Source organism: Bhargavaea sp. GQ12 (assembly GCF_059758705.1).
On record NZ_JCAXEU010000010.1, the window covers coordinates 59946 to 81068 of the forward strand.

Here is a 21123-nt window from a genome sequence, read left to right on the forward strand (position 1 = left end):
GTTTGCGTACGAAACCGGGAAGTTCGCGCACGAAAAGAAGAGTGCCCTCAAGTTTGCGTACGAAACCAAGAAGTTCGCGTACGAAAAGAGTTGTGCCCCTCAAGTTTGCGTACGAATCCAAGAAGTTCGCGTACGAAAAGAGTTGTGCCCCTCAAGTTTGCGTACGAATCCAAGAAGTTTGCGCATGAAAAGAAGACCACTCCATGTTTGCAAATGAAACCAAGAAATAGTTTGCATACGAAAATGAAAACTGCAGACAAAGGAGGGATACTCACTTTGTCTGCAGTCTGCCGGGATATTCGGGTCAGTCTTCGTACTTAAGCGGATCGCCGTCAAACGGGGCATCCGCAATCTTGATGGAATCTGTCGGACAGCCGTCGAGGGCGTCTTCCATGTCCTCGATGAGCAGCTCTGGCACTTCGGTTGTGCCCGTGTTATCATCTAGGATAACAAATGACAGGCCCATATCATCATAGTCATATATATCAGGGGCGGCTGCGCCACAGGCCCCGCATGCGATGCACGTATCCTGATCGACGATCGTGTATTTCGGCATATTGGGTCTCTCCTTTTATCAGTTGAATCTTTTGTCCCACGATTCACGGGACAGTTTTTGCTTTAAACTAATCATAACACTTTATCCAGCGGAGGCGTGCCATGAGCTTTGATGACATTTTATTGAACATCATCAGCCGGCTTGACGGCGAGCGTTACAAGCATGCCGCCTTCCATCTGATGAAGGGCAAGCGTTCCGGCCAGACGCTGCAGGATACGGAATATTACGGGCTGCATCCGTTTTTCGGGATGCTGCCTTCTTTGCATGCAATGGATTTTGACCGGGCCTACCGCAGTCTTCTTGACTCGGGATTCATCGAGGAAAAAGAGGATCGCTCGGTTTTCCTGACCCCATCAGGCAGGGGCCGGGCTTCAGAAATGTCCCCGACCCGGCTGAACGGCTGGGCCTACAGAGGGATGGAAAAAGTATTTTTCGCAAGGCTCGCGCTCACGGTTCAGACTGTTTCACATCTGTCTGCGGGCGATAAGACGTTCATGCCGGTGTCCGCCGATCCGGCCGTCCAGCGCGACGTCAGAAGACTCTTTACATCCGTCCTGAAAGGGATCAAGCCTAAAGACATCGCTTTTGAAATCCGCTCATCGCTGGAGACCACCGGAATGGAAGAGGCCAGGCTTGCCAGGCTGGTGGCGCGCCTCACCGGCAAGGGCATGTCGGGCATGACGTGGCGCCAGCTGTCCGAGGTTACGGGCATGACTGAGATGGACCTGAAAGTCGAGTGTGTGGAATCCCTACATATATGGCTGGATACGATCTTCGCCCATCCGTCGCCATTGCTGTCCGAACTCGCCAAAGGCGTCAGGACTAGCAGCCCGCTCACCGGTTCTGCCGAAAAGACGGCTGAGTTGTACCGGGCGGGGATGACAATGCCTGAAATCGCAACGCGCAGAAATCTCAGAATGAGTACGATTGAGGACCATTTCGTCGAAATTGCGATTAACGATTCTGATTTTCCATTGCATCATTTTGCAGCAGACGAAGAGGTCAAGGCGGTCAGACAGGAAGCGGACCGCCTTTCCACCCGCAAGCTGAGCGTTCTGAAAAAGGCATTTCCGGAGTTAAGCTACTTCCAGCTTAGGCTGATCCTGGCGCGGCTCGGAAAGGAGGGGAATGAAAGTGAACGAGATGATTCAGCAAGACCTGACCGCCCTGCTCAAACGGGTAACCGGATTTGATGCATTCCGCGAAGGGCAGGAAGAGGTGGTCCGTTCGGTGATCAACGGGCACGACACCATCGCAGTGTTGCCGACCGGAGCGGGGAAGTCACTTTGCTACCAGCTGCCTGTCCATGCAATGGGCGGAACGGTGCTGATTGTGTCTCCACTCCTTTCCCTCATGGAGGACCAGGTTGCCCAGCTGAAGATGAACGGTGAAAAGCGGGTCGCGGCATTGAATTCCTTTCTGGCGCCCAAGGAAAGATCTGCAGTTTTAGCCAACCTGGGCAAATACCGCTATCTCTTCACCTCGCCGGAAATGCTGGTACAGCCCCATATTTCCGACCGGATCAAACAACTGGAACTGGCTTATATCGTTGCCGATGAGGCGCATTGCATCTCTCAGTGGGGCTTCGACTTCCGTCCGGACTATCTCAGGATGAGGGAATGGCTCGGGTCTCTCGGTGAACGGCCGCCTGTGCTTGCCCTCACGGCTACTGCTTCCGAAAAGGCTATTCAGGATATCGCGGACTATCTCCTGATGAAGCAGCCAAAGTTATTCATCCACCCGCCTGACCGGCCGAATATCGCGATGGAACTTGTCCGTCAGGAAAGCCGTGAGGAAAAGACAAAATGGATCCTGAATGCCCTTACCGGATGGAAAGGGCCCGGCATTATTTATGTGCAGTCCAGAAAACGGGCCGAAGAGCTCGCTGAACTGCTGAGGCTCCGGAATATCCGGGTTGCAGCATTCCATGCGGGCATGGAGGGCGAAGACCGTATCCTAGTCCAGCAACAGTTCCTGACCGGAGAACTTGAATGGATTTGCGCAACGAATGCATTCGGCATGGGCATCAATAAGCCTGATATCCGGTGGATCATTCATGATCAGCTGCCCCCTTCGGCGGCCCAGTATATTCAGGAGATCGGCAGGGCCGGAAGAGACGGAGGCCAGTCACTGGCAACGCTCCTATACACGGAGACCGATGCAGATAAAGCGGCTTTTATTGCCTTGGATGACCTTCCTGAACCGGAGACAGTCCGTTTTATCGGCAAATGCATATCGGAAGGCATGGAACTCAAGGAAGCCGGAGACCGTGCCGGATTGTCGGATACCGCTTTGCGTGTCGTCTCTTATTGGCTGGGCAGGCTCGGAACCGATAAAGCGGCAATCCAGATGGAGGAGCTGGCTGCAGGAAAACGGAAAGAGATATTCTCGATGGTCCGCTTTGCGGAAGGGGGAGGGTGTATCCGTTCCCGTATTCTCGCACTGTTCGGTTATGCCCCGGCCACCCGGCCAGTCCACTGCTGTTCAGATTGCGGATTTGTGGCCGATCAATTTCTATCCGCAAGGACAACTGTCGACAACGCTTCGGGCCTGCTGGGCTGGAAAGAGCGGATCGACGGTTTACTGGGAGTGGGAGAATAACGTTTACTTTTCCGACAGCATTCGGCATAATATGTGTACGTACCTTTTATTGGAGGGTGACGGCCATGACGAATGACGATTTCAGGCAGAAGTTCGAGCAGCACCGCAAAGAAATCGCGGTAACTGATGATGCGGATGACTTGGACAAGCCGGTGACAAGAGCAGAACTGCACGGCCGCAAGGAACCGTCAGCCAAGAAAAAACAAAAGGCCGGTAAAGCGACGGGCAAGAAAAAAAGGCCAAAAGGCAGCACACTGATCAATACGCTCCTTATTTTATTCATGTTGATTCCCATTTCGCTATTTATCTATGTTTATAAATTCTATGACCCTATTGAAGGCGGCAGCGCGGCTGAGCTCGAGCAAAATCTCGAGATCGAGACGTCCATCGCGGGTGATGGAGCCGAGCCGCCTGAAGAGACTTCCGCTATCGCAGATCAGGAAGAAAAGCAGAAGCTCGAAGAACAGAAACAGCAGGAAGACCAACAAAAAATCGAGGAACAGAAAAAGCTCGAGGAACAAAAGAAACTGGAAGAACAGAAAAAACTCGAGGAACAGAAGAGACTCGAGGAGCAGAAAAAACAGGAAGAACAAAAACGCCTTGCTGAACAGCAGCGTATTGAAGAGCAAAAGCGCAAAGAAGAGCAGGCCCGAATTGCCGAACAGAAAAAGCGTGAAGAGCAGGAACGCCAAGAGAAGGAAAAACAGCAGGCCAGTCGCGGTTCGCATACCGTACAGCCGGGTGAGACTCTTTACCGGATTTCCGTGAATATTTACGGTTCCGGTGATGGCGTGGAAAAGATCAAGCGCGCGAACGGCCTTTCTTCAAACGAAATTTCGGTCGGACAAACACTTATCATCCCGTAAATAGCCGGGATTAAAGGAATGACCGGCCCATCTGACGAATAAAAATAGCCAGGAAACAGATTCCATGAGGATGAGGTGGGACAATGTTTGTACGAAGCGTTATGATTCCAAAAGAAAAATGTGTGACCGTTCAGATCGGCGAATCGCTCGAAAATGTCCTTCAGCTGCTCCGGCGCGAGGATATCGATGCATTGCCGGTGCTGGATGGTGATGAATACAAAGGCATTGTCAACCAATATCTGACGTACGAAGCCTATTTCCATTCCGGAAAAGATAAGGAATCCTATCTTGCGGAGACGACTCTGAACGATATCGCCATCCGCAAGGACATTACACTTTCGATTGATGATGTGTTTGAAAAATCATTTGTTGAGATCAGTGATTTTCCGATCATCGCAGTTACCGAGGGGGAAAAGTTTCTCGGAATTGTCACACGCCCAGACATTGTAAATCAAGTGAAAAGTGCATTCGGCATGCGGCGGAAAGGGGTCCGAATCACATTCACTTCTGTCGAGACGGAAGGCCAGATTGCCCGGCTCGGAGAACTGCTGCACAAATACCATGAAACGGTCATTTCTCTGATCACCTTTGATGAAACAGACAAGCTTGTCAGGCGGATTGTCCTTAAGGTTGAACAAAATGACAATCTGGGACAGTTTATGAAGCAACTTGAAAAAATCGGTTTCCGGGTACTGCACATCCATGAGGAAGACTGAACGAATTTCATAGTAACCGGCAGTGGCCTGCGGTGAAGCGACCCGAGCCATTGCCGGTTGCTTTTTTTATCGGGCCATTGTGGCAGAAAAAGCAGTGCGCAGAACAACTGCGGCCTGTTTTTTTGCATACTTTAGCAATATGAAATAAGGGCTCCGGCAGCCAGCGAAACAGGAAACAACTCCGGGAGTTGATGTATATGGAACTAAAGACTGCGGCAGCTATTCTGGCAGCAATGGCGGGCGCTGTGCTCGTGCCGATGTATGCCAGCGCCAAATGGGCTGTGCTCAGGAAACATGAGGCCATCATCCATGCTGATAATGATGATGTGGGGCCTACCCTATTCTTTATATCGGATATCCATCGCCGGCGGGTTTCCAGAAAACTTGTCAGGCAGGCAGGAGGTCCGTTTGACGCGGTGATCATCGGCGGCGATCTGGCAGAAGGCGGCGTGCCGGAAACCCGGATCCGCAACAATATCAAACGGCTATCTGCTCTCGGACCGATTTATTATGTCTGGGGGAACAACGACCGTGAAGTTGGAGAAGCTTTGATCCGTGCCGCTGTCTCCGAGGCGGGCGGAATGGTGCTGGATAACGAGTCTGCAGAACTGATGGCCGGTTCTGTCCGCTGGATGATTGTCGGAACCGATGATACCTCGTCCCATAATGTAGATGTCAATAAAGCATTCCGGGATGTGCAGCAGGGAGATGCGGTCGTTTTCATCTCACACTCGCCAAAAGTGTTTGAAATGCTCGGTTCCAAGAATCCGGAAGTGCGGATGGCCGGACATACCCACGGCGGACAAATCCGGCTCGGGCGGTTCGGGATGCTTGAAAAGGGCCGCTTTCGGTCGGATAATGGACAGGTGGAGCTCGTGAGTAACGGCTACGGGACCTCCCTTGTGCCGCTCAGGCTTGGTGCGCCTGCTGAATGCCATATCATCAGGCTCCGGGCAGAAAAGAAGGAAAGTACTGGAGAGTTGTAATCATGAATCAGGAAGAAGCAATTATCATCGGGGGAGGGCCATGCGGAATTGCCGCCGCAATCGCACTGCAGGATCAAGGCATCCGGCCTCTCATCATAGAAAAGGGCAATGTGGTCAATGCCATCTACAATTATCCGACCCACCAGACCTTTTTCAGTTCGAGCGAAAAGCTTTCAGTCGGAGACATCCCATTCATTACGGAGCGACTGAAACCGAAGCGGAACGAAGCCCTTGTCTATTACCGCGAAGTCGTCAGGAGAAAGCAGTTGCGGGTCAACCGTTTTGAACTGGTGGAAAGCGTTGGAAAAGTGGAAGGCGGGTTTGTCATTAAAACCGATAAAGCACATTATCGCACCCCCGTTGCGGTTGTTGCGACAGGTTATTACGACAATCCGAACTACCTTGGCATCCCCGGGGAAGAACTTCCGAAGGTATTCCACTATTTCAAGGAAGCGCATCCGTTTTTCGATACGGATGTTCTGGTCATCGGCGGCAAAAACTCCGCAGTCGATGCAGCGATTGAACTCAACAAGGCCGGAGCCCGGGTTACGGTCTCCTATCGAGGCATGGACTATTCCCCGAGCGTCAAGCCTTGGGTGCTGCCCGAGCTGGAGGCACTCGTCCGGAGCGGCGCTGTCGATATGCATTTTGGTACGGCTCCTGTCCGCATTACCGATGGCAGTGTGGAACTTCAGGACAGTGAGGGCAACGTAAGCGCCTTGCCGAATGACTTTGTGTTCGCCATGACGGGTTACCATCCTGACCATGCGTTTTTGCGGGATATGGGCATCGGGATCGACGAAGAGACCGGTCGCCCGCAATACGATCCTGAAACGATGGAAACGTCGGTGCCCGGTCTTTTCATTGCCGGCGTTATTGCCGCAGGCAACAACGCAAATGAGATCTTTATCGAAAATGGCCGGTTCCACGGAGGCCTGATCGCCAGGAAAGCAGTGGAATATTTAAAATGAAATACCGGTCTGCATGGGTTCTCCCAAGCAGACCGGTATTATTGTTACTTTATAATATTGTTATGTAAACTAACCGCGAGCTGCTTTGTATCCTACCTGACAGATTCAGTCAATGACCCTTAAATGATTCGGCTATCTCTTCCGGGGTGATACCGGACGAAAGAGCAAGCAACAATTGGATCCGCGCTTTTTGTCCGCTGAGGCCATGAGCGAAAATGACACCCTCTTCATGTAACATTCTTCCACCGCCTTCATAGCCGTATACCGGTTGGGCAATGCCATTGAAGCAGCGGGAGACGAGTACAACAGGAATTTCGTCAGTGAGGAGCCGTTGGAGGCCGGGCATGAGAGAAGGTGGGACATTGCCCTGCCCGAGCCCTTCAAGAACGATTCCTTCATAGCCGGCATCTGCCGCATGAAAGAGGAATTCAGAATCCATTCCGGCATACACTTTCAGGAGTGCCACCCGACCGCCCAGCTTATCAACATTGAAACGGGTGCGCATCAGGGGAGCATGATGATAATGGATATGTCCGTTTGTCACGATCCCAATCGGTCCGTACTGCGGACTCTGGAAAGTCGAAACATTCGAAGTGTGGGTCTTCGTCACATTTTGTGCGGTATGGATTTCATCATTCAGGACGACAAGGACCCCTTTTCCCTGTGACCCGTCATCGGAGGCGACACGGATGGCGGACAGGACGTTATGGACACCGTCCGACCCGATTTCATCCGCGCTCCTCATGGCGCCGGTCAACACGACAGGTATCTTCAGATCAAGCGTCAGATCAAGAAAATATGCCGTCTCTTCAAGCGTATCCGTACCGTGAGTGATCACCACGCCGTCCGCCGGCTGCTCAAGGATTGTACGGGTGATCAGCTCTTTCAGCTCCAGCATGTGCGCAGGGGTGATGTGAGGGGAAGGTAGGTTGAACGCATCGATTTCGATGATTTCATCCGCCAGCCCGAGTTTGTTGATCTCGCCCAGAAGAGGGTTGTGCAAGCCGGGCATCACGGCGCCCCGTTCATCGGTAGTCATAGAAATCGTTCCGCCCGTATGGAGCAGCAACAAGGTTTTTGTCATTTTGGTCCTCCCGGTAGATTTTGTCATGTTAAAATAGGATGATGGAAGTAGTTCGCAAGGAGGGGTAGACGCCCATGTTTATGCTTCTGACGGTGGCGATCGCCCCGGGCCTCGCGCTGTTCAGTTACTTTTATCTGCGAAAGCAAATCCATAAAGACCCTTCGCGCAGCCTGCTGCAGACCTATGTTTATGGCATGATGCTGACATTCCCAATCCTCTTCATCCAGTATGTATTCGATGAAGAAAGGGTTTTTGGGTCCGCTTTTATCAATGATGTCCTTTTCACCAGCGGACTGGAAGAGTTTTTCAAGTGGCTTGTCTTGCTTGTTGTCGTCTATTCACATGTGGATTTTGAAGATCCCTATGACGGAATTTTGTTCGGTGCATCTGTGTCGCTCGGGTTCGCCACAGTCGAGAATATTCTTTTCCTGCTTACATTCGGCATGGACGAAGCACTGATCCGGGCGCTTCTTCCCGTCTCCAGCCATGCGCTGTTCGGTGTCGTGATGGGCTATTACCTCGGGCGCGCCAAGTTCGTCGAAGAATCGGGAACGAAGCCGATGCTTTTCCTCTCATTTTTCGCCGCATTTGGCCTTCACTTTGTATATAACTCACTCGTCATGGCCGGGAATTTCAGAATGTACTTATTGATTCCGTTTATGCTCTTTCTCTGGTGGTTCGCGCTGAAGCGCGTCAAGCGTGCCCATACGCTGAGTGTTGACCAATACATCCAAAAACAGCGCACCATGCGCTAACCCGGCCAACCGCCGGGTTTTTTTGTGTCTGTAAAGGGCAGAATTTTGATGGCAGAAAAGGGATGTATTCGTCTGTTGCAAACTGAACTTCCATGATTTATGTGCTGCCTGTTTATAATCCCCCTATTTTTGCACACGCTATGCAAAAGACCCTTCCGTAAAATTCCGGACTGGGCGATGCAAAACACACAGGAGGGATACATGTGCAATTGAAATCGGCGCGCCGAAAGCGCAGGCCCGTCCTGGCGGTGCTGGTTCTGGTCATGGCGCTGTCCGTCCCGGCCGGCAAGGACGCATTCACTGCGCAGGACATCGGTCGCGGGGCTTTCGGGGATGATGTCATCGAGCTTCAGGCCCGCCTGCAATGGACAGGCTTCTACGACGGGAAGATTGACGGGAAGTTCGGATACGGAACTTACTGGGCGCTGCGCAATTTTCAGCAGGCATACGGTTTGCCCATTGATGGCGTTGCCGGTGCCGGAACAAAAGAGAAATTGGTATCTGTATCAAAATATCACAAAGACTTTGTCATGGACAATATCGCTGCGGGCAAGGCATTCACTCATTACGGCGGCACCCCGCTTGACGCGCAAGTCAAGGGCGGAGGAGGCGGTGGCTCCGGAGGTGGAGGACAGGCTGCCAATACACCTCCAGGATACAGTGATCAGGATATACAGCTGATGGCCAATGCGGTTTACGGCGAGGCGCGGGGAGAACCGTATGAAGGCCAGGTCGCCGTTGCTGCGGTCATCCTGAACCGGCTGGAGCATGCGGACTTTCCAAATACCGTGAGCGGAGTCATCTTCCAGCCGCTGGCCTTTACCGCCGTGGCTGACGGCCAGATATGGCTCACTCCTAATGAGCGGGCAAAGGAAGCCGTCATCGATGCCATCAACGGTTGGGATCCTACGGAAAACGCCATCTACTACTTTAATCCGGTAACAGCAACAAGCGAATGGATCTGGTCCAGGCCTCAGATCAAAAAAATCGGGCAGCATATCTTCTGCATGTGAGGGGTTCCCATGAAAAAATTGATATTTATACTTGCCTATACTGCTGCAGCCCTGGCCATCTTCTCCTGGTCCGCCTCGGCGAAAAATGAAAGGCTGACCCTACTTCTGAATGGCCAGTATACTGACAAACTGACCGAAGCGACCGAGCAGATGAACGAACTGGAACAAGAAGTCAGGAAGGTTCTTCTATACCAAGACCATACGGCAGCCGAGGAACCGCTGGGCAACATCTGGCGATTGTCTTCCGAGATCAGGAATAACATTTCATCCTTGCCGCTTGACCGGGAGTTTTCTTCAGAGTGGATGAATTACCTGACACGCCTCGGTGATTATGCTGATCTGGCATCGACAGGAGCGATTCCGCAAGAAAAGTGGGGGAAGGCGCTTGGAAATGCTGCGGCCAATCTGGACCAGTTTTCCACTGAATGGTCATCTGCGACGCAGGGGATGTTCGCCGGCGGCACGGGTCCCGAAAACTGGTTTGCCCAAGTGGAGAGTGAAAAGCCCGATAAAAGGTGGGCGGATCTCGGGCAGGCCGTCAAAACCTATTCTGAGAGTGATTTCCCGCTGACCGCCAGTGAGCATGACGAACAAAAGAAAAAGGATCTGGAACATCTGGAGGATCAGCCGATCAGCCGTGATGACGCACTCAGCCGTTTCAAGAAACTATTCCCTGAATACGAGGGCGCCACTGTACATGTAAGCGAGAGTGAGCCGGATGCACCATATCCGTTCTATCATATCCGCTTCCAGGACGGTGCCAGGATCGGATATGCCGACTTTACCGTGCGCGGCGGGCATCTCCTTTCCCTTCTTGTGGAACGTCCGTCAGGGAAGGGGACGATGCCAGAAGCGGAGATCCGAAAGCTTGCCGAGGATTTTCTCCGCCAGCTGGGTTATGAAGATCTCGTTTATGAGGAATCCAGGGAAAACAGTCATTTCTGGCACCTTAGCTTCGTGCGGATCGATCCGGATACCGGCGGTAAGGTATTCGCAGATGGGGTCCAGGTGAAGCTCGCAAAGGATAACGGAGAAGTGCTTGGCGTCAATGCGATGGAATACATTCAGAAAGAGGTGCTCGAGGCTCAGCCGGTCAAGCCGTTTGATCCGGAGGAATTCTTCACGGACGGGACCCAGGTCCAGTCTGAAGAGCTTGGATACACGGCCAACCGAGAGCTTGTCCAGAGGCTTTGCCACCTCCTGGTCGTCACGAAAAAGACCGGAGGCAGAACTGACACCTACCGGCTCATGGTCGATACGGAGACCGGGGAAGTGCTCAAGAGCGAATTGCTGCGCTAAACTGTTGAAAAGTCCCTGCCATCGGGGGCTTTTCATTTTTTGTTATGGTACAATGGGGTCGAATTGACTTGAGGAGAGTTGGAATACATGAAGAACGAAATCCGCATTGCAATCGACGGACCCGCCGCAGCGGGAAAAAGCACAATTGCGAAGTTAGTAGCTGAAAAATTAGGCTATACATATATCGATACGGGCGCAATGTACCGGGCGCTGACGTATAAAGCGATTGGAGCGGGCATAGATTTGGACAAGGCCGCCGAAGTGGAAGCTCTCCTTCCGGGGACCGAAATTGTCCTTAAGGCCGGTGCCGATGGACAAACAGTCTGGTTGGATGGCAGGGATGTTTCAGCTGAAATCCGCACAGATCCTGTAACGAACGGCGTTTCCGCCGTCTCGGCACATGCAGGGGTCCGTACCTATATGGTCGATGCCCAGCGCCGGATGGCGGAAGAGGGAGGTGTCGTCATGGATGGCCGCGATATCGGAACGGCCGTGCTGCCTGATGCGGAGCTGAAGGTCTTCATGACGGCAAGCGTAGAGGAACGGGCGCGCCGCCGACATGCGGAGAACCTGAGACGTGGATTTGACTCCTCCCTTGAACAGCTGGCGGGTGAAATCGCACTACGCGACAAAAAGGACAGCGAACGCGAAGTGTCACCGCTTGTCCAGGCTGAAGACGCCGTGCTCCTTGATACGACCTCGCTGTCGATCAATGAAGCTGCAGATGCCATCCTGGAACTTGTCAGGGAGAAGGTGGACTGATGGACTTTTACCATTTCGCCAAGTCAGTCGTCTATGGCGTACTGAAGCCACTGTACCGGCTGGACGTGAAAGGAACCGAACACTTCCCGAGAGAAGGTGGGGTCCTCGTCTGTGCGAACCACATCTCCGAGCTGGATCCGCCGGTAGTCGGGATCACAGCGCCGCGTCCAATTAACTTCATGGCCAAGGCGGAGCTTTTCGAAGCCCCCATCCTGAAAAACCTGCTGCCGAACCTTCATGTCTTCCCGGTCAAACGGGGACTCAGCGACAGGAACGCGATTCGTACGGCGGTCGGTCTGCTGAAAGACGGACAAGTTGTCGGCATGTTTCCTGAAGGAACCCGGAGCAAGGACGGCACCCTCGGCAAGGGCTTGTCCGGAGCCGGCTTTTTCGCATTAAAGGGCGGCGATGCGGTTGTCGTTCCCTGCGCGGTCATCGGCCCGTACCGGCCGCTTCGGAAAGTCAAGATCCGTTACGGCAAGCCGCTTGATATCACTCCGTTCAGGGATCGGAAAGCAGGGGCCGAAGAAGTAACAGAAGCGATCATGGAAGAAATACGCCTGCTGATTGAAAAAGAAAATTCCGGCAAATAAGCTTAATATTTTGTTTTTACAGGCGTTTTCTAATAAAATGGGGTCAGGAACCTTTATGGAGGAGGACTTAGGCATGAGTGAAGAGATGAAAAACATGGAGCAACATATGGAAGAGCAAGAGATCCGCGATTTCAAAACAGGAGATCGTGTAACGGGGAAAGTCGAAAAGATCGAAGATAAATCGGTGACGGTCACGATCCCCGGAGCACCGTTTGACGGTGTCATTCCGATCAGCGAACTGTCAAGCCTCCACATAGAAAAGGCATCCGATGCAGTCCAGGTTGGCGACACCCTGGAACTCATCATCCTCAAAGTAGAAAACGATAATGAGAACTTTGTTCTGTCGAAGCGCAAAGTCGACGCCGAAGCTGCTTGGGATAGCCTGAAGGAACAGTTTGACAACAATGAAACAATCACTGCCGATGTAAAAGATGTCGTCAAGGGCGGTCTTGTGGTGGATCTAGGAGTCCGCGGCTTCGTACCGGCTTCCCTTGTGGAAGACCATTATGTGGAATCCTTCGAAGATTACAAAGGCCGTGAGATGACGTTCAAGATCGTGGAAATGGACAAGGAGAAAAATCGCCTCATCCTTTCCCACCGTGCTGTCATCGAGGAAGAAAAGAATGCCCAGAAGGGTGAAGTCCTGAGCAACATCCAGGAAGGCGATGTCATCGAAGGGACTGTCCAGCGCATTGCATCATTCGGTGCATTCGTCGATATCGGCGGTGTAGACGGGCTCGTCCATATTTCCCAAGTCGCACATGGTCACGTCGAGCAAGTGAGCGATGTCCTGTCAGAAGGAGATAAAGTGAATGTCAAGGTCCTGTCCGTGGACCTGGACAACGAACGCATTTCGCTTTCTATCAAGGAAACCCTTCCCGGACCATGGGAAGACATTGAAGAAAAAGCACCTAAGGGCTCCGTGTTGGACGGCGTCGTGAAGCGCATCGTTTCCTACGGTGCTTTCGTAGAAGTACTCCCTGGTGTTGAAGGGCTCGTCCATATTTCCCAGATGGCCCGCCACCATATCGGAACTCCTCACGAAGTTATTGAGGAAGGCCAGACCGTGCAGGTGAAAGTCCTCGACGTCAACAAACAGGACAAGCGTCTTTCCCTCAGCATCAAGGAAACACTTCCTCGCGAAGAACGGTATGAGGCACAGCCTGAAGAATACGACATGCCGGAAGAATCCAAAGGCTTCTCGATCAGTGACGTGATCGGTGATCAGCTAAAAGGTTTCCGGGACTGAGTTTAAGTCAATCCAGTGAATAATCCGGGCGGTGATGGCGAACTTTATGCCATCACCGCCTTTTTCAATGAAACGGAACCTTAGCTGAACCCTGTTTTATTTAGCATCACAATCAGCATTGCTCCTCTTCCCGTCTGACGTCCGTAACATAAAAAACAGTCCCGCGTGCCAAATGTACAAAAAAGCTGTAATATCAAGGTTCTGTGACACCGGATGTTATCATCTGTTTACTGAAACGTTTTATTGTATAATGACACAAGAAGAAACCGGAAGGGTGGAACTGATGACCAAACCGATTGTAGCGATCGTCGGGCGGCCGAACGTCGGCAAGTCAACGATCTTTAACCGCATCGTCGGAGAACGTGTCTCGATCGTCGAAGATGTCCCTGGAGTGACGAGAGACCGGATTTATAGCGCCGCAGAGTGGCTGAACCACGAATTCAATATGATTGACACGGGGGGCATCGACATCGGGGACGAGCCGTTCCTCGAACAGATCCGTCAACAGGCGGAAATTGCGATGGACGAAGCTGATGTCATCATCTTCCTCGTTAATGGACGCGAGGGAGTGACAGCAGCGGACGAGCAGGTGGCGAAAATCCTGTACCGGACCAAAAAGCCGGTTGTCCTCGGGGTCAACAAAATCGATAACCCGGACATGCAGAGCATGATCTATGATTTCTATTCGCTCGGTTTCGGCGAGCCATTCCCGATTTCCGGTTCCCATGGTCTTGGCCTGGGGGATTTGCTGGATGAGGTCGTCCGGAGTTTCCCTGATCCGGAGGAAGAAAAGATTGAGGATGACGTCATCCGATTTTCCCTGATCGGCCGGCCGAACGTCGGAAAATCCTCGCTGACAAACGTATTCCTCGGCGAAGAAAGGGTCATCGTCAGCGATATCGCAGGCACAACGCGTGATGCGATCGACTCCGATTTTGTCCATGAAGGCCAGAAGTATAAGGTCATCGACACAGCGGGCATGCGCAAGAAAGGCAAAGTTTACGAAACAACAGAAAAATACAGCGTCCTCCGAGCGCTCCGTGCGATCGAGCGCTCCGATGTCGTCCTGGTCGTCCTCAACGGTGAAGAAGGCATCCGTGAGCAGGACAAGCGGATCGCCGGCTATGCGCATGAGGCAGGGCGCGGTGTCATCATCGTCGTGAACAAATGGGATGCCGTCGAGAAAGACGAGAAGACAATGAACAGGATGACTGAGGAAATCAGGAGCCACTTCCAGTTCCTTGATTATGCGCCGATCGTCTTCGTATCTGCGAAAACGAAACAGCGCGTATTCGGCATCCTTGAGACGGTCGACATGGTTAGTGAGAACCATGCGCTGCGCATCCAGTCCAGTATCCTGAACGAGGTAATCGAAGATGCCGTGACGCGGAATCCTGCTCCGTCCGATAAAGGACGCAAGCTCCGGATCTATTACATGACACAGGTCCAGGTGAAGCCTCCGACATTCGTCGTATTTGTCAATGATCCGGAGATCATGCATTTCTCCTATGAGCGGTTCCTTCAGAACAAGCTCCGAGAGGCATTCGGTTTCGAGGGGACGCCGATCCGCCTCATCACAAGAAAACGCAGCTGATGACGGAAAGGATTTGAACGCAATGACCAAAGTCGCCGTGCTTGGAGCCGGCAGCTGGGGCACCGCCCTCGCCGCCGTTCTCGCTTCCAATGGGCATGACTGTACGCTATGGTCCCGCCGCGCGGAACAGGCGGAAGAAATAGCAGAAAAACATACAAACGAGCAGTACCTGCCGGGGGCTGTGCTTCCGGATACGCTGAAGGCTGACCACAATCTGGCCGGAGCCGTGGCCGGAGCTTCCATCATCGTCATGGCCGTTCCGACAAAGGGCATCCGGGGAGTTTGCCGGGACCTGAACAGCCTCCTGGAAAAACCGGTTCTTTTCGCCCATGTTTCCAAGGGGATCGAACCGGATACGCACAAGCGGATCAGCGAAGTCATGGAAGAGGAGCTGGACGGGGAATTCTGCCAAGGCATCGTCGTCCTCTCCGGCCCGAGCCATGCCGAAGAAGTAATCCGAAACCAGCCCACAACCGTAACCGTTGCTGCCAAAAACACGGAACACGCGAGAAGAGTTCAGGACCTGTTCATGAACCAGTCATTCCGCGTCTATACAAACGATGACGTGGTAGGTGTGGAAATCGGCGGTGCGCTGAAAAACATCATTGCTCTTGCGGCGGGCGTGACCGACGGACTCGGCTATGGCGACAATGCCAAAGCTGCCCTCATTACGCGCGGCCTTGCCGAGATTACCCGTCTCGGAGTGGCGATGGGTGCCAATCCGCTTACTTTCTCCGGCCTTTCCGGCCTGGGTGACCTGATTGTCACCTGTACGAGTGTCCATTCCCGAAACTGGCGGGCCGGCAATATGCTCGGCAAAGGCAAGAGTCTCGATGAAGTGCTCGACAGTATGGGAATGGTCGTCGAGGGTGTCCGGACCACAAAGGCCGCTCATCAGCTTTCCAAGGAATGCGGCGTGCCGATGCCGATCACGGAAGCCCTTTACGCGGTCCTGTTCGAAGGCCAGAAGCCCATCGATCGGGTGGAACTCCTCATGGGCCGCATGAAAAAACACGAAACAGAAGATCTCGCCGGTTGGTCCTGAAAACTGACCGGTCCTGAAAGGTGGACCCGTTTTGTCATCCCTGGATAAAATGTGGCTGTCATTTTACGCGATAGGAGCCATGTTCGTCTGCATACTCCTCGTCACGATCAGCCGCAACAAGATTAAAAACAAATTGTTAAAATTCATATTCAGTGCCACTGCATTCCTGCTGCTTCTCTTCGGATTCTTCTCTATGGTCTACCTCGTATTCAACGGACCGACGGGAGGATGAGCGGCATGAAAAAAACATGGCTACTCCTTATTGCCGCAACAGTGGTCCTGCTGTCCGGATGCATGCTTCCGGACAGTGAGAAGGCTGCCGGCACTATCCCTTACGAAGAGCAGTTGAATTCCGTACAGTCCGCGGTCGAGCAATACCGTGAGAAGAGCGGGGGCCTGCTGCCGATCAAAACACGCGACCAGGACGTGGACGCGTTTATCAAGTATCCGATTGATTTCTCCAAAATTTTTCCGGCACATCTTGAGAAGATTCCCTCAAACGCTTATGAGACCGGCGGGATTTTCCAATATGTCCTGATGGATGTTGAAGAAAATCCCACAGTCAAGCTCGTGGACCTGAACGCTCCCGAGCGGATTCGTGAGTTGAATCTCAGGAAGGGCGTAAACGGACATGTGCCGATCGAGGAAATGCTTACAGATCAGGTGTTTCTTCCGAACTTCTCCGCAATGGGCCTTCGTGAAGCACCTAAGGTGAAGAGCCCGTACAGTGACCGGGAATTGCCGATTGTACTGTCCTCGGACGGCAACTTCTACATTGACTATACAGCCGACCTCCATGACGCGATCTCGGCAGGTGCTGCCGATGTCGAACCTGGAGAGGATATCCGGCATATTCTTTATGACAAGAACCCGATCCTTCCGGCGTACAGCCTGCCTTATACGGTGGATGAAGAAGGAAATGTCATCTTCATGACCGAGAAATAGTCCGAGCGCTTCGTGCATCTGCATGAAGCGCTTTTAGTGTGCATACAATGAATTGCGCAGAAAAGGAGGGCGAAAGGTTTGAGCGAAGCATTGTATGAAGAATTGGCAAAACGAACCGATGGGGATATTTATATCGGCGTTGTCGGCCCGGTGCGGGTCGGGAAGTCGACGTTCGTAAAACGGGTCATGGAAGAAGTCGTCATTCCGAACATGGTCGAGGAAGGGGACAGGACCCGAGCGCAGGATGAACTGCCCCAGAGCTCCCCCGGCCCGGTCATCATGACTGCCGAGCCGAAATTCGTCCCGGCACGGGGGACAGGCATCTCGGTCGGTGACGGTGATCTGACGTTCCAGATCCGGCTTGCAGACTGTGTCGGCTATGTGATCGACGGGGTAAAAGGGCATATGGATGAGGACGGGCCGAAATACGTCCACACTCCATGGCACAACGAACCCATACCGTTCGAAGAAGCCGCGCGCATCGGGACTGACAAGGTGATCCGTGATCATTCGACCATCGGCATCGTCATGACGACAGACGGAACGGTGAACAACATCCCGAGGGCTGCCGCGCTCAAGGCGGAAGAGGAAATCGTCGGCAAGCTCAAAGAGATCGGCAAGCCATTTGTCATCGTCCTGAACAGCCGGATGCCGGCCCACTCGGAGACAGTGGCTCTCCGGGATGAGCTGACGGATAAGTACGGAGTGCCTGTCATCGCCATCAGTGCCGACCAGCTGAATGCGAATGAGATTCAGCTGATCCTTCAGGAGGCATTGTTTGAATTCCCGATTTCCGAGATTGAGCTTCAAAAACCGGAGTGGATGGATGTCCTGGCGGATGACCATGATCTGAACACGGCAATCCGAAGCCGCCTGGACGAGGGGCTGACTGCCGTATCCAAGATCCGTGATGTCCAGCGGCTTGCCGCCTCCATCCAGGAAGAAGACTTTGTCCGCCGTGCAGAGGTTGTCAGTGTCGATGCCGGACAGGGCAAAGCGAACATACGCGTCGAAACCGAGGACGGTATCTTCCACGAAGTGTGCGATGAGATGATGGGCGAGCCGATCCGGACAAAAAAAGACTGGCTGCTGTTCATCCGGGATGCGGTCAAGTCGAAGGAAGCTTTTGGCCAGTATGAAGACGCCATCGAATCCGCCAAGAAAACCGGCTACGGCGTCACCCTTCCAGTCATGCAGGACTTTGAACCGACACCTCCTGAGCTCATCAAGCAAAACAACTTTTTCGGTGTCCGGATGAAAGCCAAAGCCCCTTCGCTCCACATCATGAGGATCGACATGGAGGCCGAATTCTCACCGCTCATCGGATCCGAATTCCATAGCCTGCAGCTTCTCAAGGACCTGAAAGAGGCCTATCTCAATGACAGGGAAGCCCTGTGGTCGACCCAGCTGTTCGGCACACCTCTGCATGAGGTGATGAAGGAAAGCATTCGCTTCAAGACAACTGCGGTACCGGAACGAGCCAGAAACCGGATTCGGGAAACAATGGAACAGATGGTCAACGACGGAAACAAAGGTATGGTCACGTTCATTCTCTGAACTCATCCCGGCACCCATGGAGGTGCCTTTTTTGAGTTGGACAGATCCCACCCGTCCTGATAGAATGTCAGTCTTAGGCAAAGGGCCCGGCAATCGGCGTCTCTACTGCATTCCGGGCATTGTTTGTGTCATTTTTTGAACGAAAAATGACAATCGGGCAGTTTAGCAGCCCTGATTCGGGGGAAGCATGAAAAACAGGGCCGCCATTGGCCCGGAATGCCCGTGAAACCGGTTGCGGTGCGGGTTTCGATATGATACAGTTTGAACATGCTTAAGCAAACTTTCTCTTTGGGAGGAGGTGAATGGTATGAACAAGACAGATTTGGTGAACTCTGTGGCGGAAGCGACAGGTCTCTCCCGCAAAGATGCGGTCAATGCTGTTGAATCCGTATTCAGCACAATTTCCGATGCACTTGCTAAAGGCGAGAAGGTCCAGCTGATCGGTTTCGGCAACTTCGAAGTACGTGAACGTGCTGCCCGTAAAGGACGCAACCCGCAATCGGGTGAGGAAATCGAAATCGCTGCGAGCAAGGTTCCTGCGTTCAAACCAGGGAAAGCTCTCAAAGATGCGGTAAAATGATATCCTGACTACATAGGACGGTCCCACTCTTCCGGTTCCGGAAGAAGGGGGGCCGTCCTTTTAGTTTGGTATAAAAGGCGGGTATGAAGTCCCGCATTCCGGCTGAACCGGCGAATTGTACCCGGACTCCGGTTGTGCTAACATTTAGGAATGATGCGGAGAGGAAGCCGGTGAGGCTTCTGCGCCGTTTGCGGCGAGAGTGTTTCCGTATATGGAGGGACGAAAATGGGAAAAGTGGACCATGGCAAGATCGAGGAAGCGGTCCGGCTGATTCTTGAGGCGGTCGGGGAAGACCCGGAACGCGAAGGTCTGTTGGATACGCCGAAACGTGTGGCCAAAATGTATGAAGAAGTGTTCTGGGGCATTGGTGAAGATCCAAAGGAATATTTCAAAACAGTTTTCCACGAGGATCACGAAGAGCTGGTCCTCGTCAAAGATATTCATTTTCAATCAATGTGTGAACATCACCTGCTCCCTTTCTATGGAAAGGCTCACGTGGCCTATATACCGCGCAATGGTGAAGTGGCCGGGCTGAGCAAGCTGGCCCGCGCAGTCGAGGCGGTCTCCCGCAGGCCACAGCTGCAAGAGCGGATCACTGCGGAAGTGGCGGATGCACTGGCGGAAATGCTCGATCCGCTGGGTGTATATGTTGTGGTGGAAGCAGAGCATATGTGCATGACAATGCGCGGCATCAGGAAGCCGGGATCAAAGACAGTCACGGCATCTGCACATGGAATCTTCGACCAGGACGACAGCAAGAGGGCGGAAATCATTTCGCTTATCAAGATGTCCTGACGCCCGGCATTTTGCGGGCCCATTCCCCACTATGATATGATAGGAAAGATTATAGATAGGAGACTGAACATGGCACAAAACGAGTTTGTCGTCATCAAAGCCAAGGAAGACGGTGTCCAGGTAATCGGCCTCACCAGAGGTGCGGATACCAAATTCGGTCATTCGGAGAAACTGGACAGCGGCGAGGTTCTTGTCGCCCAGTTCACAGAGCATGTTTCAGCCATTAAAGTGCGGGGAGAAGCGGAAGTGCTTACCGCACATGGCATGGTGAAGGGCGAATCACGGAAATGACGGGCAGCCGTCCGGTTTCGGGCGGATGGGGAAAACTTTCAGATCCGTGCGGAAATGGAGCGGCGGAAGATGAATCCAACAAGTTTACATACAGAAGCAGAACTACTCAAAGACGAAATCAGCCGGCGGCTGGCCAACCGTACGCTCCTTAAGTACACTGGGCGGCCGATAGTTCCCGAGCCGGTTCTGATCTCTCTTCTGCTCCCGAAGATTTTCGGGGAAAAGTGGGAAGAAGAGGACCGGTTGTCGGCTGTTGCAGCAGGCGCGCTTTATGCTGCTTTTTCCGCGCACGATTCAATCGGGCGTGAAGCTTCGGAAAGCAGGCAGGGCCAGCTCACTGTACTGGCAGGCGATTACTACAGCGGGATCCATTACCGGATTCTGGCTGAAGTCCCTGATCTCCGGATGATCCGCAGGTTCTCCGGTTCGGTTACAGAAATGAGCGAGCGGAAGATCAGGCTGTTCGAACATCGCGAGGGGGAGCCCCCGAACTTTCTGCTGTCTTCTCTCGAGACGATTGAAGCCGCGACGGTTTCGGCGTTCCTGATGGGGCGGGGCTATGCGGCCTATGAGGCAGCGGCGCGCCATGGATTGACTGCGGCAAGGCTTAATTTTGAAATCAGCAATCTCCACGACGGGGAACATACGCCGTTTCTGGATGCCCTCCTCCGTTCGGAGGGCATCGGCGGCGACCCGGCGGCTGCGGCCCGGATACTGGACCGCTGCCGCCGGTTTCATGCAGGCCGGCTAATTGAAGAAACCGGACTGATTGGGAAAAGGGGAGGCCCGGACATTATGGCGATCGCCGAAGTCTATGGGGTCAGCGAACCGGCATCCATTCAGACGGGAAAAAAGGATTGAGCAG

23 protein-coding genes are annotated in these 21123 nt (G+C 53.0%); 21 read left to right on the forward strand and 2 right to left on the reverse strand.

Annotation, left to right across the window (positions count from 1 at the left end):
- Positions 1 to 304: 304 nt before the first annotated feature.
- The gene (locus AC6CHQ_RS10560; protein ID WP_251239775.1) at positions 305 to 556 is read right to left on the reverse strand and encodes a ferredoxin; all 252 of its coding nucleotides are present in this window, start codon (positions 554 to 556) and stop codon (positions 305 to 307) included.
- A gap of 101 nt (positions 557 to 657) precedes the next feature.
- Here AC6CHQ_RS10560 and AC6CHQ_RS10565 point away from each other — a divergent pair, with 101 nt between their 5' ends.
- From AC6CHQ_RS10565 to AC6CHQ_RS10590, 6 genes are all read left to right on the forward strand, one after another.
- Positions 658 to 1749, forward strand: coding sequence for a YpbB family protein (locus AC6CHQ_RS10565; RefSeq protein ID WP_251239776.1), 1092 nt, complete (start codon positions 658 to 660; stop codon positions 1747 to 1749).
- Positions 1700 to 3157, forward strand: a complete 1458-nt coding sequence (locus tag AC6CHQ_RS10570) for a RecQ family ATP-dependent DNA helicase (protein WP_424237112.1) — start codon at positions 1700 to 1702, stop codon at positions 3155 to 3157. The genes AC6CHQ_RS10565 and AC6CHQ_RS10570 overlap by 50 nt, the downstream gene beginning before the upstream one ends.
- Positions 3158 to 3222: 65 nt before the next feature.
- Positions 3223 to 4023, forward strand: coding sequence for a LysM peptidoglycan-binding domain-containing protein (locus AC6CHQ_RS10575; protein WP_498081525.1), 801 nt, complete (start codon positions 3223 to 3225; stop codon positions 4021 to 4023).
- Positions 4024 to 4106: 83 nt separating this feature from the next.
- Positions 4107 to 4739 (forward strand): CBS domain-containing protein, encoded by a 633-nt coding sequence (locus AC6CHQ_RS10580; protein WP_498081526.1) that lies wholly within the window; start codon positions 4107 to 4109, stop codon positions 4737 to 4739.
- 197 nt (positions 4740 to 4936) lie between these two features.
- Positions 4937 to 5725, forward strand: coding sequence for a metallophosphoesterase (locus AC6CHQ_RS10585; RefSeq protein ID WP_177168210.1), 789 nt, complete (start codon positions 4937 to 4939; stop codon positions 5723 to 5725).
- A gap of 2 nt (positions 5726 to 5727) precedes the next feature.
- Positions 5728 to 6696: a YpdA family putative bacillithiol disulfide reductase gene (locus AC6CHQ_RS10590; RefSeq protein ID WP_251239779.1), complete on the forward strand. Its 969-nt coding sequence runs from the start codon at positions 5728 to 5730 to the stop codon at positions 6694 to 6696.
- 109 nt (positions 6697 to 6805) lie between these two features.
- Here AC6CHQ_RS10590 and AC6CHQ_RS10595 read toward each other — a convergent pair whose 3' ends face one another.
- Positions 6806 to 7780, reverse strand: coding sequence for an asparaginase (locus AC6CHQ_RS10595; RefSeq protein WP_498081527.1), 975 nt, complete (start codon positions 7778 to 7780; stop codon positions 6806 to 6808).
- A 74-nt stretch (positions 7781 to 7854) separates the two neighbouring features.
- On the opposite strand from AC6CHQ_RS10595, the gene prsW reads away from it, so the two are divergent.
- From prsW to AC6CHQ_RS10670, 15 genes are all read left to right on the forward strand, one after another.
- Positions 7855 to 8535: a glutamic-type intramembrane protease PrsW gene (gene prsW, locus AC6CHQ_RS10600; RefSeq protein ID WP_092048736.1), complete on the forward strand. Its 681-nt coding sequence runs from the start codon at positions 7855 to 7857 to the stop codon at positions 8533 to 8535.
- A 263-nt stretch (positions 8536 to 8798) separates the two neighbouring features.
- Entirely contained in the window at positions 8799 to 9548 is a 750-nt protein-coding gene (gene sleB, locus AC6CHQ_RS10605) for a spore cortex-lytic enzyme (protein WP_092050670.1), read from the forward strand.
- A gap of 9 nt (positions 9549 to 9557) precedes the next feature.
- A complete protein-coding gene (locus tag AC6CHQ_RS10610) occupies positions 9558 to 10847 on the forward strand; it encodes a PepSY1/2 domain-containing protein (RefSeq protein ID WP_092048733.1) in 1290 nt (429 codons plus the stop codon).
- A gap of 87 nt (positions 10848 to 10934) precedes the next feature.
- Positions 10935 to 11609: a (d)CMP kinase gene (cmk, locus tag AC6CHQ_RS10615; RefSeq protein WP_092048731.1), complete on the forward strand. Its 675-nt coding sequence runs from the start codon at positions 10935 to 10937 to the stop codon at positions 11607 to 11609.
- On the forward strand, positions 11609 to 12202 hold the full coding sequence (locus tag AC6CHQ_RS10620) for a lysophospholipid acyltransferase family protein (protein WP_092048729.1): 594 nt from the start codon (positions 11609 to 11611) through the stop codon (positions 12200 to 12202). Before cmk ends, AC6CHQ_RS10620 begins: the two co-directional genes overlap by 1 nt.
- Before the next feature lie 94 nt (positions 12203 to 12296).
- A complete protein-coding gene (gene rpsA / locus AC6CHQ_RS10625) occupies positions 12297 to 13451 on the forward strand; it encodes a 30S ribosomal protein S1 (protein ID WP_092050668.1) in 1155 nt (384 codons plus the stop codon).
- Positions 13452 to 13734: 283 nt separating this feature from the next.
- A complete protein-coding gene (gene der, locus AC6CHQ_RS10630) occupies positions 13735 to 15045 on the forward strand; it encodes a ribosome biogenesis GTPase Der (RefSeq protein WP_092050666.1) in 1311 nt (436 codons plus the stop codon).
- 22 nt (positions 15046 to 15067) lie between these two features.
- On the forward strand, positions 15068 to 16090 hold the full coding sequence (locus AC6CHQ_RS10635; RefSeq protein ID WP_498081528.1) for an NAD(P)H-dependent glycerol-3-phosphate dehydrogenase: 1023 nt from the start codon (positions 15068 to 15070) through the stop codon (positions 16088 to 16090).
- 31 nt (positions 16091 to 16121) lie between these two features.
- On the forward strand, positions 16122 to 16322 hold the full coding sequence (locus AC6CHQ_RS10640) for a DUF2768 domain-containing protein (RefSeq protein WP_251239783.1): 201 nt from the start codon (positions 16122 to 16124) through the stop codon (positions 16320 to 16322).
- 5 nt (positions 16323 to 16327) lie between these two features.
- Entirely contained in the window at positions 16328 to 17035 is a 708-nt protein-coding gene (locus AC6CHQ_RS10645; RefSeq protein ID WP_498081529.1) for a YphF family lipoprotein, read from the forward strand.
- Positions 17036 to 17113: 78 nt separating this feature from the next.
- A complete protein-coding gene (spoIVA, locus tag AC6CHQ_RS10650; RefSeq protein ID WP_251239785.1) occupies positions 17114 to 18592 on the forward strand; it encodes a stage IV sporulation protein A in 1479 nt (492 codons plus the stop codon).
- Positions 18593 to 18899: 307 nt separating this feature from the next.
- Positions 18900 to 19172: a non-specific DNA-binding protein Hbs gene (hbs, locus tag AC6CHQ_RS10655; protein WP_008297005.1), complete on the forward strand. Its 273-nt coding sequence runs from the start codon at positions 18900 to 18902 to the stop codon at positions 19170 to 19172.
- Positions 19173 to 19397: 225 nt separating this feature from the next.
- Positions 19398 to 19967 carry a GTP cyclohydrolase I FolE gene (gene folE / locus AC6CHQ_RS10660; RefSeq protein WP_092048715.1) on the forward strand — a complete coding sequence of 190 codons (570 nt, stop codon included), beginning with the start codon at positions 19398 to 19400 and terminating at the stop codon, positions 19965 to 19967.
- A 69-nt stretch (positions 19968 to 20036) separates the two neighbouring features.
- Entirely contained in the window at positions 20037 to 20258 is a 222-nt protein-coding gene (gene mtrB / locus AC6CHQ_RS10665; RefSeq protein WP_092048712.1) for a trp RNA-binding attenuation protein MtrB, read from the forward strand.
- Between the two features lie 69 nt (positions 20259 to 20327).
- Positions 20328 to 21119: a heptaprenyl diphosphate synthase component 1 gene (locus tag AC6CHQ_RS10670; RefSeq protein ID WP_177168209.1), complete on the forward strand. Its 792-nt coding sequence runs from the start codon at positions 20328 to 20330 to the stop codon at positions 21117 to 21119.
- Positions 21120 to 21123 lie beyond the last annotated feature (4 nt).

What these genes read in the sequence shown, in the direction of transcription:
- AC6CHQ_RS10560 (WP_251239775.1), bottom strand. Translation starts at nt 556, where the DNA reads ATGCCGAAATACACGATCGTCGATCAGGATACGTGCATCGCATGCGGG.
- AC6CHQ_RS10565 (WP_251239776.1), top strand. Translation starts at nt 658, where the DNA reads ATGAGCTTTGATGACATTTTATTGAACATCATCAGCCGGCTTGACGGC.
- AC6CHQ_RS10570 (WP_424237112.1), top strand. Translation starts at nt 1,700, where the DNA reads ATGATTCAGCAAGACCTGACCGCCCTGCTCAAACGGGTAACCGGATTT.
- AC6CHQ_RS10575 (WP_498081525.1), top strand. Translation starts at nt 3,223, where the DNA reads ATGACGAATGACGATTTCAGGCAGAAGTTCGAGCAGCACCGCAAAGAA.
- AC6CHQ_RS10580 (WP_498081526.1), top strand. Translation starts at nt 4,107, where the DNA reads ATGTTTGTACGAAGCGTTATGATTCCAAAAGAAAAATGTGTGACCGTT.
- AC6CHQ_RS10585 (WP_177168210.1), top strand. Translation starts at nt 4,937, where the DNA reads ATGGAACTAAAGACTGCGGCAGCTATTCTGGCAGCAATGGCGGGCGCT.
- AC6CHQ_RS10590 (WP_251239779.1), top strand. Translation starts at nt 5,728, where the DNA reads ATGAATCAGGAAGAAGCAATTATCATCGGGGGAGGGCCATGCGGAATT.
- AC6CHQ_RS10595 (WP_498081527.1), bottom strand. Translation starts at nt 7,780, where the DNA reads ATGACAAAAACCTTGTTGCTGCTCCATACGGGCGGAACGATTTCTATG.
- prsW (WP_092048736.1), top strand. Translation starts at nt 7,855, where the DNA reads ATGTTTATGCTTCTGACGGTGGCGATCGCCCCGGGCCTCGCGCTGTTC.
- sleB (WP_092050670.1), top strand. Translation starts at nt 8,799, where the DNA reads ATGGCGCTGTCCGTCCCGGCCGGCAAGGACGCATTCACTGCGCAGGAC.
- AC6CHQ_RS10610 (WP_092048733.1), top strand. Translation starts at nt 9,558, where the DNA reads ATGAAAAAATTGATATTTATACTTGCCTATACTGCTGCAGCCCTGGCC.
- cmk (WP_092048731.1), top strand. Translation starts at nt 10,935, where the DNA reads ATGAAGAACGAAATCCGCATTGCAATCGACGGACCCGCCGCAGCGGGA.
- AC6CHQ_RS10620 (WP_092048729.1), top strand. Translation starts at nt 11,609, where the DNA reads ATGGACTTTTACCATTTCGCCAAGTCAGTCGTCTATGGCGTACTGAAG.
- rpsA (WP_092050668.1), top strand. Translation starts at nt 12,297, where the DNA reads ATGGAGCAACATATGGAAGAGCAAGAGATCCGCGATTTCAAAACAGGA.
- der (WP_092050666.1), top strand. Translation starts at nt 13,735, where the DNA reads ATGACCAAACCGATTGTAGCGATCGTCGGGCGGCCGAACGTCGGCAAG.
- AC6CHQ_RS10635 (WP_498081528.1), top strand. Translation starts at nt 15,068, where the DNA reads ATGACCAAAGTCGCCGTGCTTGGAGCCGGCAGCTGGGGCACCGCCCTC.
- AC6CHQ_RS10645 (WP_498081529.1), top strand. Translation starts at nt 16,328, where the DNA reads ATGAAAAAAACATGGCTACTCCTTATTGCCGCAACAGTGGTCCTGCTG.
- hbs (WP_008297005.1), top strand. Translation starts at nt 18,900, where the DNA reads ATGAACAAGACAGATTTGGTGAACTCTGTGGCGGAAGCGACAGGTCTC.
- folE (WP_092048715.1), top strand. Translation starts at nt 19,398, where the DNA reads ATGGGAAAAGTGGACCATGGCAAGATCGAGGAAGCGGTCCGGCTGATT.
- mtrB (WP_092048712.1), top strand. Translation starts at nt 20,037, where the DNA reads ATGGCACAAAACGAGTTTGTCGTCATCAAAGCCAAGGAAGACGGTGTC.
- AC6CHQ_RS10670 (WP_177168209.1), top strand. Translation starts at nt 20,328, where the DNA reads ATGAATCCAACAAGTTTACATACAGAAGCAGAACTACTCAAAGACGAA.